Genomic DNA, 12,723 nt, shown 5'->3' with positions numbered 1-12,723 from the left:
TGGCAGCGGCGGCGGTTCGCGCTCGCGGCGTGGCCGTCGCCGCGGTAGCGCCGCGGAGCGTCGCGCAGCCGCGCCGAAGGCACCTGCTGCCGCACCGCAACCGTCGGCGCCGGCAGCTGCCCGGGTGCCGGCCGCATCCGCCTACCCGGTGATTGCCAAACCGCCGATTCGGAAGCTGGCGCGCGATCTGGATGTGGATCTCGAGCGGGTGCAGCCCACCGGCGCCGCGGGTGAGGTGACCCGTGAGGATGTGATTCGGCACGCCGAGCAGGCGCGGCTGTTCACGAATATTGAGACTCCCGAGTGGAGCGATGTTCGTGAGGAGCGCCACCCGGTTGAGGGTGTGCGCAAGATGATCGCGCAAAACATGGTGACGTCGATGTTCACCGCTCCGCATGTGACGCTCTTTGTCGACGTTGACGCCACACGCACGATGGAGTTCGTGAAGCGATTGAAAGCCTCACCCGACTATGCGGATGTGAAGGTTTCGCCGCTGCTGATCGTTGCGAGGGCCGTGATGTGGGCGATTCGCCGCAATCCCACCACGAACGCGACCTGGACCGACAGCGAATACACCATCAAGCACTATGTGAACCTCGGGATTGCGGCGGCAACTCCGCGCGGTTTGATCGTGCCGAATATTAAAGAGGCGCAGTCGATGTCGATGCGTGAGCTGGCGCAGTCGCTGCAGGAGCTCACCATGACGGCTCGTGAGGGGAAGACCACACCGGCCGACCAGCAGGGCGGCACGTTCACGATCACCAACATTGGTGTGTTTGGGATGGATTCGGGCACCCCGATTCTTAACCCCGGTGAGGTGGGCATCCTGGCGTTCGGTACCGTGCGGCCCAAGCCCTGGGTGGTGGATGATGAGGTGCGGGTGCGGCAGGTAACCACGCTGACCGCATCCTTCGATCACCGGCTTGTTGACGGCGATGTTGCCTCGCGCTTTTTGGCGGATGTGGCGAAGATTGTTGAGGAGCCAGCGCTGCTGCTCGATTAGCTGCGTCATGGCAGTGCGATAACGGCACGGATCGCGTCGGCGAGGATGCGCAGGTCGTTATTGTCGATGCGCTGCGAGTTCGCAGATGGCGAGATACCGGCCGCTTCGGCGGCCGACTGGTTGTCGTGGCCGTCGACGAGCGCGAGCAGTGACTGCGCGGCTCCAGGCCGCAGTCGCCCGATTGCCGAGTCGATGAGCTGCAGTGCCGCTGGGGTGAGCGGGTTGTCGGGGTCGGTGGTGTCGGCCGCGATCAGGGCGGTGCGCACACTGCGATGGCCGCGAGTTTTTGCCGCTGCCGCTACTTGTTTGATCGCGTCGCGTGCCGCGTACCAGGCGGTGCCGTCTTGGATGCCGCGTTCGGCATCGATGATGATCACTTCGCCGCGGCCCAGCCCGATGCGCAGGTCGACGGCTTGGGCAAGTGCGAGGCGTATTCGGTAGTTTGCTTCGAGGGCTTGGCCGAGTGTGGCGTAGACGCCCTGGATTTCATCTCCCACGGTGACGCGCAACGGGTCGAGGTTCGGCACCTGCTGGTTGATGCGCGGCAGGGTGTCAACGATGGCCGCGTGGCTGCGGGCTCGGTCGCTATTGCGTGAGCCGACCTGGTCGGCCAGCAGCGCCACGCATCGGGTTGGACATGAAAGATCAGCTGCTTGATTTAGCTTCATTCTTGCCATATGAAGATATTAGCTTCACTGAGCTGCCGATGGAAGTGAGTTGTTCGGGTAGGCGGTAGGTGTTTGCTCACCGAGTGGTGGCCGGAGTGTCGGTTGCCGTCGTTATTCTTTGCGTATGGATCCGCTGCTCAGCCAGGTATTGAAAGCCGCTATTGTGGCGCTATTTGCTGTGATTGCAGTGGCGGCCAATCCGCTCATCCGCTGGTTTCTTGCCAAAATCGACCAGCCCACACCGAAACAGGATGATGATCGCTTGCTAGAGCCACAGCGTGTGCTTCCCGGCGGACGCTGGATCGGCATGCTCGAACGCGTCGCGACCTACAGCACGCTCATGGCCGGGTTCTCCGCCGGGCTGGCGATGATCGTCGCGGTCAAGGGTCTCGGTCGCTATCCCGAGCTACACGCACAGGCGAGCCCGCGCATCGGCGAGCTGTTCATTATCGGCACGATGCTCAGCATGCTGTGGGCTGCCGGATGCGCCGGGCTGGCCTACTGGTTGATCCGGCTTTGGTAGCGGCGAGGGCACTGGCAGCGTCATATTGCGTCCAAACCGTGAGCCTCGAAGGCTGCGTTGACGCAGCGTCGTGGTGAGCACTGCCCGAATCTTGGAGCGGAGGCCGATGAACGCGACGGCGCTGATAACGGCCTCTAGCAAGTCGGAGGCAACGGGTCCTGCCGTCATCCCGCGGCGAGCACGCGTTAGTGCGTGGATGGGGATGGAGCAGATCCCATGGGGCAACCGTAGTGGACGGTGGTCACGGCGTCGAACGCCTAGTGTTCGGCAGCTCGTCATTCACTATTAACCAAGCAGGGTTCTATTTTCACTACAGTTATGAACAAACTCAAAGGTGAGGTGTAGATGACTGTGGTCAATGTAACTAAAAGCAATAGAGTGGCATGGATTGTTTCCGTCTTGCTGGCCATGTTCATCATGGCAACATCAACGGGTACTGGGACTGCTCGAGCTAGTGAGTCCTTCGCGCAGCCACCAGAGGGATATCCAATGACGGATAGAATGTTGATGGTCAACAATCCAAAGGTAAGGCTGCGCGTCATTCCCGTTCACCGTGGCTATTACGACGCAAGTCTCGGTGGCAGGCCCGAAGCGGGGTTTGGTTATGATAAGGCACGGCATCGACATGGATGGTCAGATATAGAATCGATCCGATGGATACTGAATTCAGATAGTGTTCAAATGCAGGGCACTACTGCTGTATTAGTAGGATATAGTCAGCGATTCAAGTGTAGTGGGAATACGTGCACTGAAGTTGAGCGTGTGCAGATTAAGGCAATCGCTATCCAGGACGCTCGGTCGGAGTGGTATGGCCATAAGTTCCCCAAGCCGGTAGACGCGCTCGGTCTGCAAACCATGTACTGCAATTACCCTGACGGAGATAAACGGCTAAAATGCGATTCATGGGTGTACGAACAGGTCTACGCAGCGGCCCGAGGGCTTCCTCTCATACCTTTCTACGCCGATTCTGGTGAGGGGGCAGAGCTAGCCTCTGGAGGTGGCGAGAGTGTCACTATCGAGGTAGCGGGATATCAACCATTAACAGAGCAGGAAGTATACGATTCGTTGCATTAAGGGAGAGGTGTAGATGTGGCAGGCTCAAACATTCGATTCGTCATGGAAGAATATGACGTTGAACACCTTGACCGGCACCTTCTGTGGATGTACCCATTCATTATAGGGCGTGAATTTTACTGTCCTGAACTGCGGGTGACCTGGGTTGAAATATCCGGAGAAAGGCCAGCGCTTAATTACTTGTTTTGGGACAAGCGGGTAGGTGGGTTGGTTGGGCAGTCTTTCGTTCTGCCGAGGCCAGGGTTGCGTAAGGCGAGGTTGGTTGATGCGGAGATTGCTGCATCGGAGTTCGTTGAGCCAATGGGATATCTCGGGCGAGACGCGTATGGTGTGCTTTGGGAAGACGGATGCGGGCGCATTCCTCCCTCTCGGTGCGTTGTTAATCCCAGCAATTTCGCTGTTTGCGTATTTGACGAAGAGAGTGATTCCTCATCGCCGAGTCTCGTAGAACCCAATTTCTTTACTGGAGCAGTTGAAGATGCCGAACCGTTAATCCGACGCAACTTTCCTTCGGCTCATCGCGTACTGTTATTTCTTAATAATGGTGTAGCTCCTCAAGTCGTTTCGCCTATTGATTGAACAGTTTGGTGACTCCGGATACATTTTTGAAGTCGTCCGAAGTTGGCTGCATGAACTCCCGCCCAGCGAGGCAGATGATGGCGTGGAATGCTCGGGTGGTCGCCTTCGGCGAAACTAGCCGTTCTGTTCAGCGATGAGCTTGACGAGCCGGTCGGCGATCGCATCCGCATCTTCGCCGTCCACCACAAGCTCGACGGTGTCGCCCTGAGCAACACCGAGTGAGAGCACCGCCAGAATGCTGGCCGCATCCACACCGGGTTCACCAGTGGTCTTCGAAATGGTGACCTTGGCGCCGCTCTCGCCCACGGTTTTCACCAGCTCGGATGCGGGGCGGGCGTGCAGGCCGACCGGGTCGTTAACGGTAATGGTGCGCGTTGCCTGTGACATGGGGTTCCTTCCGGTTATATTGCAATCAAGTGTGGTCTTGCGAGGTGTGGCTACGACGTCTTTGCCAGCCGCACGTCGAGGCCGGCATCGCGAATCACTTCGGCCTGTTCGGGGTCGACCGCCTCATCGGTGATCACGGCGTCGAGCGCGCTCAGCGGTACGACCTTGTTGAGCGCCGCGGTGCCGAACTTGCTCGAATCGGCCAACAAATAACTTCGGTTGGCATGGGCAATTGCCTGGCGCGAGAAATCGGCCTCAAGCACGTGAAAGTTCGTGACGCCGCGATCGGCCGAAATGCCGGCGCAGCCGAAGAAGCCGATGTCAAAGTAGAGACGTTGCAGGTTCGACAAGGCGAGCGGGCCCGAAAGTGACGATTCATCAGCGCGTACATTCCCGCCCGGGATGACCAGCGCGATCTCGGGATTCGTCAGCAGCGTGCCAGCGATTGGCAGGGTGTTGGTGACCACCGTGAGCGGGCCGATCTCGACAAGTCGCTCGGCGAGCAATTGCATGGTGGTGCCGTAGTCGAGAAAGACGGTCATGCCGGGCTCGACCAGGGATGCGGCCTGTCTAGCGATGGCGCGCTTAGTCTCAATATTGAGTGTGCGCCGCTGCTCAAACGCTGACTCGCGTCGCTGGTCGCGCAGCACTGCGCCGCCACGAATAACGGTGGCGACCCCCTCATCTTCGAGCCGGTAGAGGTCTTTGCGAATGGTCTCGCGCGACACTTGAAACTTTTGAGCGAGCTCGCTGATGCGCACTGTGTGCTCGGCGCGCAGCGCGGCCGTGATCTCGGTGCGACGTTGGTTAATTGCCATACTGTTCACTCCAGACCGGCGCGAGCGGGGATACCTCTATTTTGCGTTTGCCAAGTAAAGTTTGCAAGCGGTTGTATGACGAATTGCTTCAGTGTGGAGATGGCTTTGCGTGTTGCGCGTGTGGCTCCGTCAGCTCACCACAACTTGGCAATTGCCACGAGAAGTGTGGCCGTGCATCCTCTCATCTCAATTGACAATGATTCTTGTTAGTGGTTACCGTGTAGGGATTCTGCTCGACGCACGTGCAAATGAGAGGAACACGATGCGCAAGTTTTCGAACCTGCTCGGAATAGCCGGCGCCATCGGTGCCGTATCACTGGCACTCGCCGGCTGCGCAAGCGGTGATTCGCCCGCCGCTAACAACACCAACAACAGTGACGGGATCTCGGTGGTGACCACCACCACCCAACTTGATGACTTTGCCCGCCAGGTAACTGACGGTACGGGTGCCCAGGTAACTACGCTGCTGCAGCCCGGCCAATCGGTGCACAGCTTTGAACCCACCGCTGCCGACCTCGAGGCGCTGCGAAACGCCGATGTTGTTATCTACAACGGCGTCGATCTCGAACCCTGGCTCGACGACACGCTCAACTCGGCCGACTTCAAGGGCACGCGCATTGACGCTTCAGCGGGCATTGACGTGCACGACGACGATGATGATCACGATGATCACGATGGTCACGACCACGGTGACGATCACGGGCACGACCATGACCACGACGATGATGCGCATGAGCACGATCACGATGATCACGACGATGACCACGGTCGCGATGACGACCACGGCCACCACGGTCACGACCACGACCACGACCACGGCGGCGTGAATCCGCACATCTGGACCTCACCCAGCAACGCCGAAGACATGGTCGAAAACGTGGCCAAGGGTCTTGCTGACGCCGACCCCGATAACGCTGCCACCTACAAGAAAAACGCTGAGGCTTACAACGACAAGCTCGATGCCCTCGACGAGTGGATCGAAAAGAACATCGACCAGATCCCCGAAGACAAGCGCCTGCTGGTCACCAATCACGACGCCCTCCACTACTTCAACGACGAGTACGACGTCACCTTCGTCGGTTCGATCATCCCCAGCTGGGACGACAATGCCGAGCCCAGCGCCGCCGAACTTGACGAGCTGATTGCCAAGATCAAAGAGCACAAGGTTCCCGCAATCTTCACCGAGCAGCAGCTGTCACCCGACACCGCCAAGGCAATCGCCGAAGAAACCGGCGCGAAGGTTTACTCGGGTGAAGACGGGCTCTACACCGACGCGCTCGGCCCGCAGGGAAGCGCCGGCGAAACCTACATCGGCTCGCAGATTCACAATGTGACCCAGCTGGTCGATTCGTGGGGCGGCAAGGTGAGCGAGGTTCCCAACAGCCTGAAAGACAATAAGTAGGCTGAACGGGTGACTCACGCATCCAACGAGCGGCACATCCCCGAAACCTCGTCGCAGGTTCGGGGATGTGCCGCTCAACCCGTCACGCACCCGAAACAGCTACCCGCTGCAGAGTTCCGTTCGGCCAGCCTGAGCTATAACGGCTCAACAGTGGCGGCCTCGGGGGTGACTTTCGCCATCCAGCCCGGCGAGGCGGTGGCGCTCATCGGGCCAAACGGTGCCGGAAAATCGACCGTGCTGAAATCACTACTCGGGCTCGTGTCAGTGGTAGCCGGTGAACTGCGAGTGTTTGGTGAGGGCCTCGATCGGGCTCGCAACCGCATCGGCTATCTCCCGCAGCGAGCAGACCTCGACGCAAACTTCCCGGTGACACTGCACCAAGTGGTCATGATGGGGCGGTACCGCGCGCTCGGCATCTTCCGCTGGCCGGGTAAAGCCGACCGCCAGGCAGTGGCTGCAGCCCTCGAGCGGGTGCGACTCACCGACCGCGCCGACCGTGTTTTCGGCGACCTCTCAGGTGGCCAGCAGCAGCGCGGCCTCCTCGCCCGCGCCCTCGTATCGAACCCGAAACTGCTGCTACTTGACGAACCGTTCAACGGGCTCGACACCACCAACCGCATTGCGCTGCTTGAAACACTGCGCGAACTGCGCGGCGAAGGAATGGCCATCATGGTTGCAACCCACGACCTTGAAATCGCCACCCAGGCCTGCACCCACGCGCTACTCATTAACCACCAGCAGGTCTCATTCGGACCGGTCGACGAAGTTCTCACCGACGCCTCGGTAGTCACCACCTTCGGAGAGTCGGCCGAGCATCGCGACACGCACTCCGATTCGACAGCGCACCCGCACCCAATCCCACACACGAGCAAAAGCGAGCCGCTACCGTGACCGATCTCGTGGCCATGTTCGGTGCATCGTTTATGCAGCGGGCACTGTTGGCGGTCATCCTGATCGCCACTGTCGCGGCCGTAGTTGGGGTGGCCCTCAACCTGCGCGAACTTGAGTTTGTGAGCGACGGCATCGTGCACGCGGTATTCCCGGGGGTAGTGATCGGGTTTCTCGCGGCGAGCTATGACGGTATCTATCTCGGCGCGATCATCGCGGCGCTGGTGGCCACTGTGCTGTTGACGCTGGCGGCGCATCGCGGCGTGGGTGAGGATGCGACCACGGCCGTGCTGCTTTCGGGCTCGTTCGCGCTGGGCGTCGTGCTGATTTCACGATCAACCAGCTACGCGGCCGGGCTCGAACACCTGCTATTTGGGCAGCTACTCACCATTCGCACAGGCGACCTGGTTGCCATCGCCATACTCGGCAGCGCCGCCCTTGCGACCGTGCTGCTCACCTGGAAGCAGCAACTGTTTATTTCGTTTGACCCCGCCGGGGCGCAGGCAGCTGGGCTGTCGCTGCTCGCCTACAAACTGGCCCTCAACTTGTCGATTGCAGCGGTTGTGGTGGCCGCATCCCGAGCGGTTGGCAACCTGCTGGTGCTCGCCATGCTCATCGTGCCCGCCGCCATCGGAAGGCTCGTGTCGCGTCGACTGCAGGTGATCGTGCCGGTGGCGATTGCGAGCTCGGTGCTGGTTGCGACCGCCGGGCTCATCTGCGGCTATTGGTTATCGGTGGATGCGCGGCTCACCATCTCGCCCTCGGCCGTGCTCGTGCTCATGATGGTTGCGGTGTACCTGATCGTGGCCGCGATCAGTACGACCACGACGCGAGTGAAACTCGTCAAACAGCGCGCACAGCGGCAGGCGCGTGCCGAGGCGGTCGCCACATGACACTCTTTCAAACGGCGCTCGTGGCGGCGGTGCTCGTTGGACTACTGTGCGGGCTGGTGGGCTGCCTCGTGGTGCTGCGTCGGCGCGCCTTTTTTACCGTGGCGCTCACACACGCCACCTTCCCCGGCGGGGTGATGGCCGCGGTGTTGGGCGTCAATATCGTTGTTGGCGCCGGGGTGATGGGCGTGGGTCTCGTGGCGCTGATGGTGGCGCTCAGCCGCATCCACCGGCAGGGTAAACAGGTGGCCTCGGGTATCGTGCTCTCGTTTGGCTACGCTCTCGGCGTGTTTTTGCACGCGCTCAACCCGCAGCTACCGGTGAAAGTTGAGTCGTATCTCACCGGCTCCATCCTGGCGATCCGGCCCGAAAACATTGCCATCATCGGGGTCGTGCTGCTGATTGCGATGCTCGCCGTCGCGCTGTGGTGGAAAGAACTGCTGTTTTCGAGCTTCGATCGCGGCGGGTTTGTCGCCAGCGGCTACCGCGAGTGGCGCACCGAGGTGCTCGTGCTGCTGTTGATCACGCTGACCGTCGTGGCAACCATGCCGGCGATCGGTTCCATCCTGGCGATCTCGATGATCGCGGCTCCGGCTGCCGCCGCGCGGCTACTCACGCAGCGCATCGAACGCCTCGTGCCGCTGGCCTGCGCACTCGGGGTGGGGTCGGCAGTGCTCGGTCTCTACGTCTCACGCTGGTTCAACCTGGCCGCCGGGGGAGCGATGGCAATCACGGCAACCGTGATTTTTTTGCTGGCGTGGGGATGGAACACAGCAATCGGGCACATCCACGCGCGCTCGCGGGTTGTTCACGGATGACCGCCTCGACCTAAAGTAGAGGCCATGAACAGTGACGTATCCCGGGCACCCCAGCGCCGCCGCACCTGGCAGCGCGAGGCTGTGCGTGAGCGGCTCGAGGCTGAGGGCGGTTTTGTAACGGCGCAAGAACTCCACCGGCTACTTGAAGAAAACGGTCAGCGGATCGGCCTGGCAACCGTCTACCGGGCACTCGGCACGCTCGTCGCCGACGGGCTTGCCGACAGCATCCGTCACGAGGATGCAGAACTCTACCGGTTCTGTGACGACGACAGCCACCACCACCACATTGTGTGCCGGCGCTGCGGTGCCGCCGAACAGATCGAAGATGACGAAATTGAATCGTGGGCCAGACAGGTGGCGGCCGAGCACGGCTTCAGCGAACCCACGCATGTGCTCGAAGTGTTCGGCCTGTGCGGCGATTGCACAAAATCTGCTGAAAGCAACTAGCCCCGTCAGGAAACTCACCTAGACTACTGACATGTCACGCAAGAGCTTTCTCGGCTGGCCGGTGCTGCGCCAGCTACGCACCGGTGATACCACCGGTCGCGGGCCCGCCGTGACCTCGGCTCGCACCGAATCAACCGAGCCACGTATCGCCACCGCCGACAGTGTTGCCCGCAGCGTCTGCCCCTACTGTGCGGTGGGCTGCGGTCAGCTCGTATACACCAAAGACAACAAGGTGATTCAGGTCGAAGGCGACCCCGACTCACCAATTTCGCGCGGGCGCCTGTGCCCCAAGGGCTCGGCCAGCGAGCAGCTCGGTAACAGCCCCAACCGCGTCACCGAAGTGCTCTACCGTGCGCCCCGCGCACGCGACTGGCAGCGCATCGATCGCGAAAAAGCCATCGACATGATCGTCGACCGTTTCCTCGAAGCGCGCGCCAATTGGTGGGAAGACCGTGACGAAGACGGCCGCCCGCTGCGCCGCACCATGGGTATCGCATCCCTCGGTGGCGCCACGCTCGACAACGAAGAAAACTATCTGATCAAGAAGCTGTTCACCGCAGCCGGCGCGATTCAGATCGAAAACCAAGCCCGTATATGACACTCCGCCACGGTTCCCGGTCTGGGAGCCTCGTTCGGGCGCGGTGGTGCGACCCAGTCGTTGCAAGACATGGCAAATGCCGATTGCATCGTTATTCAGGGTTCGAACATGGCCGAATGTCACCCCGTTGGGTTCCAATGGGTGATCGAAGCCAAGCTGCGCGGTGCCCGCATCATTCACGTTGATCCGCGATTCACCCGCACGACCGCGAACGCCGACAAGCACATTCGCATCCGCGTGGGAAGCGACATCGTGCTGCTGGGCGCGCTCATCAACCACGTCATTACGAACGAGCTCTACTTCGACGAGTACGTGCGTGCCTTCACCAACGCCACCTCGGTGGTGAGCGAAGAATACGAGGGGCCCGAAGACCTCGACGGGCTGTTCTCGGGCTTCAACCCCGAAACCGGCAGCTACGACAGGTCAACCTGGCAGTACGCCGCGCCCGACGGCTCGGATAGGACGGTCGCGGCGGGCGAAACCTGCCAGACCGACCCGACGATGCAGCATCCCCGCAGCGTCTTCCAGATCCTCAAACGCCACTACGCGCGCTACACGCCCGAAATGGTTGAAGAAGTGTGCGGTATTTCGCGCGCCGACTTCCAGTACCTGGCCGACTCGATCGTGCAAAACTCGGGCCGCGACCGCACCACCTGCTTCGCCTACGCCGTTGGCTGGACCCAGCACGCCCAGGGGGCCCAGTACATCCGCACCGCCACCATCCTGCAGCTGCTGATGGGGAATGTCGGCCGACCCGGATCGGGCATCATGGCGCTGCGCGGGCACGCCTCGATTCAGGGCTCCACCGACATCCCCACCCTGTTCAATCTGCTGCCGGGATACCTGCCGATGCCCAGCGCCGGCGTGCACGACACCCTCGACGACTATCTCAACGCGGTCGGCCCCAAGAACCAGAAGAGCTTCTGGGCGAACGCCGACGCCTACACCATCAGCCTGCTGAAGGCGTGGTGGGGCGATGCAGCCACACCTGAAAATGACTTCGCCTACGACTATCTGCCGCGACTCAACGGCGCCCACGGCACCTACCAGACCGTGATGCGGATGCTGCGCGACGAAATCGACGGCTACTTCATCCTCGGCCAAAACCCAGCGGTTGGTTCGGCAAACGGCCGGATGCAGCGGCTCGGCATGAGCCACCTGAAGTGGCTGGTGGTGCGTGACTACTCGATGATCGAATCGGCCACCTGGTGGAAGGACGGCCCCGAGATCGAATCGGGTGAGCTGCGCACCGAAGACATCGAAACCGAAGTGTTCTTCCTGCCTGCCGCCAACCACATGGAAAAATCCGGCACGTTCACACAGACGCAGCGCATGTTGCAGTGGCGCGAACAGGCCGTCACCCCGCCCGGCGAAGCGCAGAGCGAACTCGAGTTTTTCTACGAGCTCGGAAAGCGCATCCGTGAACGGCTTGCCGACAGCACCGACCCGCGTGACCGGCCACTCCTCGACCTCACCTGGGACTACCCGCTCGACGAGCATGGCGAACCCGACGCCGAAGCTGTGCTGCGTGAAATCAACGGCTACCGGCTCGCCGAGGGCCCCAACGAGCAGGGCCTCGTGAAAGGCTTCAACGAGCTGTGCGCCGACGGCTCCACTGTTGGCGGCTGCTGGATTTACGCCGGCGTGTTTGCCGACAACATCAACCAGTCACGCCGCCGCCCCAAACGCGACGAACAAAACGAGATGCAGTCGAACTGGGCGTGGGTGTGGCCGGCGAACCGCCGCATCCTCTACAACCGCGCATCGGCCGACGCCGACGGCAAGCCCTGGAGCGAACGCAAAAAACTTGTGTGGTGGGATGCCGACACCGGCAAGTGGGTCGGCCCCGATGTGCCCGACTTCCCGGCCGACCGCGCCCCGGATGCAAGCCCCGAAGGCGACCCGGCAGGCCCGGCATCGCTCGCGGGTACGGATGCGTTCATCATGCAGCCCGACGGTAAGGCCTGGCTGTTCGCGCCGCAGGGCGTGATCGACGGGCCGCTGCCGGCGCACTACGAAGCGCACGAATCGCCGGTTGGTAACTCGGTGTACTCGGTGCAAAACCCGCCGACGCAGGTCGAATTCAGTCGCAGCGACAACCTGCTCAAACCGGTCGCCGGCACGCCCGGTGCCGAGGTGTATCCGTTCGCGTTCACCACCTATCGACTCACCGAGCATCACACCGCCGGCGGTATGAGCCGCTGGTTGCCGTTCCTCTCCGAGCTACAACCAGAAATGTTCGCCGAAATTTCGCCCGAGCTTGCCGAGCTGCGCGGCCTCGAAAACGGTGGCTGGGCCACAATCATCTCGCCACGTGCCGCTATCGAAGTGCGCGTGCTGGTTACCGAACGTGTGCGCCCGGTGGTGGCTAACGGCACCACTGTGCATCAGATCGGTCTGCCCTATCACTGGGGTGTTGGTGGCGATGCGATTGTCACCGGCGACTCGGTCAACGACCTGCTCGGCCTGACACTCGACCCGAATGTGTACATCCAGGATGCGAAAACCGGTGCCTGCGATATTCGCCCCGGCCGCCGCCCGCAGGGTGAAGACCGTGAGCGCTTGGTCAACGAATACCGAGAGCGCGCGGGTATCCTGGCATCCGGCAGCGACGCTAAGGAGGCATGA

At 61.4% G+C, this 12,723-nt stretch carries 12 protein-coding genes; 9 read left to right on the top strand and 3 right to left on the bottom strand.

Annotation, left to right across the window (positions count from 1 at the left end):
- On the top strand, positions 1-1,003 hold a 1,003-nt coding region (locus RQ865_RS05360; RefSeq protein ID WP_311478085.1), incomplete at its 5' end, for a dihydrolipoamide acetyltransferase family protein.
- A 5-nt stretch (positions 1,004-1,008) separates the two neighbouring features.
- On the opposite strand, the gene RQ865_RS05355 is transcribed toward RQ865_RS05360, so the two are convergent.
- Positions 1,009-1,626, bottom strand: a complete 618-nt coding sequence (locus RQ865_RS05355) for a SatD family protein (RefSeq protein ID WP_311478084.1) — start codon at positions 1,624-1,626, stop codon at positions 1,009-1,011.
- A gap of 169 nt (positions 1,627-1,795) precedes the next feature.
- Here RQ865_RS05355 and RQ865_RS05350 point away from each other — a divergent pair, with 169 nt between their 5' ends.
- Positions 1,796-2,194, top strand: coding sequence for a hypothetical protein (locus RQ865_RS05350; protein WP_311478083.1), 399 nt, complete (start codon positions 1,796-1,798; stop codon positions 2,192-2,194).
- Positions 2,195-3,283: 1,089 nt separating this feature from the next.
- Positions 3,284-3,847: a hypothetical protein gene (locus RQ865_RS05345; RefSeq protein WP_311478082.1), complete on the top strand. Its 564-nt coding sequence runs from the start codon at positions 3,284-3,286 to the stop codon at positions 3,845-3,847.
- Between the two features lie 114 nt (positions 3,848-3,961).
- Here RQ865_RS05345 and RQ865_RS05340 read toward each other — a convergent pair whose 3' ends face one another.
- A complete protein-coding gene (locus RQ865_RS05340; protein WP_311478081.1) occupies positions 3,962-4,234 on the bottom strand; it encodes an HPr family phosphocarrier protein in 273 nt (90 codons plus the stop codon).
- A gap of 50 nt (positions 4,235-4,284) precedes the next feature.
- Complete coding sequence (locus RQ865_RS05335) at positions 4,285-5,052, bottom strand: DeoR/GlpR family DNA-binding transcription regulator (protein WP_311478080.1); 768 nt, start codon at positions 5,050-5,052, stop codon at positions 4,285-4,287.
- Between the two features lie 262 nt (positions 5,053-5,314).
- On the opposite strand from RQ865_RS05335, the gene RQ865_RS05330 reads away from it, so the two are divergent.
- Genes RQ865_RS05330 through fdh form a run of 6 tightly spaced genes read left to right on the top strand, consistent with a single transcriptional unit; the run spans position 5,315 to position 12,723 of the window.
- Positions 5,315-6,454, top strand: coding sequence for a metal ABC transporter substrate-binding protein (locus RQ865_RS05330; protein ID WP_311478079.1), 1,140 nt, complete (start codon positions 5,315-5,317; stop codon positions 6,452-6,454).
- Positions 6,455-6,463: 9 nt separating this feature from the next.
- Positions 6,464-7,345: a metal ABC transporter ATP-binding protein gene (locus RQ865_RS05325; RefSeq protein WP_311478078.1), complete on the top strand. Its 882-nt coding sequence runs from the start codon at positions 6,464-6,466 to the stop codon at positions 7,343-7,345.
- Entirely contained in the window at positions 7,342-8,235 is an 894-nt protein-coding gene (locus RQ865_RS05320; protein ID WP_311478077.1) for a metal ABC transporter permease, read from the top strand. The genes RQ865_RS05325 and RQ865_RS05320 overlap by 4 nt, the downstream gene beginning before the upstream one ends.
- On the top strand, positions 8,232-9,050 hold the full coding sequence (locus tag RQ865_RS05315; protein WP_311478076.1) for a metal ABC transporter permease: 819 nt from the start codon (positions 8,232-8,234) through the stop codon (positions 9,048-9,050). Before RQ865_RS05320 ends, RQ865_RS05315 begins: the two co-directional genes overlap by 4 nt.
- Positions 9,051-9,074: 24 nt before the next feature.
- Positions 9,075-9,497, top strand: a complete 423-nt coding sequence (locus tag RQ865_RS05310; RefSeq protein ID WP_311478075.1) for a transcriptional repressor — start codon at positions 9,075-9,077, stop codon at positions 9,495-9,497.
- A gap of 31 nt (positions 9,498-9,528) precedes the next feature.
- Positions 9,529-12,723, top strand: a complete 3,195-nt coding sequence (fdh, locus tag RQ865_RS05305; protein WP_311478074.1) for a formate dehydrogenase — start codon at positions 9,529-9,531, stop codon at positions 12,721-12,723.

This window comes from uncultured Gulosibacter sp., from assembly GCF_963509965.1.
Lineage (GTDB): Bacteria > Actinomycetota > Actinomycetes > Actinomycetales > Microbacteriaceae > Gulosibacter.
Note: the sequence above shows the minus strand (reverse complement) of the source record. Positions and strands in the feature narration are given on the sequence as shown.

What these genes read in the sequence shown, in the direction of transcription:
- RQ865_RS05330 (WP_311478079.1), top strand. Translation starts at nt 5,315, where the DNA reads ATGCGCAAGTTTTCGAACCTGCTCGGAATAGCCGGCGCCATCGGTGCC.
- RQ865_RS05310 (WP_311478075.1), top strand. Translation starts at nt 9,075, where the DNA reads ATGAACAGTGACGTATCCCGGGCACCCCAGCGCCGCCGCACCTGGCAG.
- RQ865_RS05315 (WP_311478076.1), top strand. Translation starts at nt 8,232, where the DNA reads ATGACACTCTTTCAAACGGCGCTCGTGGCGGCGGTGCTCGTTGGACTA.
- RQ865_RS05340 (WP_311478081.1), bottom strand. Translation starts at nt 4,234, where the DNA reads ATGTCACAGGCAACGCGCACCATTACCGTTAACGACCCGGTCGGCCTG.
- RQ865_RS05335 (WP_311478080.1), bottom strand. Translation starts at nt 5,052, where the DNA reads ATGGCAATTAACCAACGTCGCACCGAGATCACGGCCGCGCTGCGCGCC.
- RQ865_RS05350 (WP_311478083.1), top strand. Translation starts at nt 1,796, where the DNA reads ATGGATCCGCTGCTCAGCCAGGTATTGAAAGCCGCTATTGTGGCGCTA.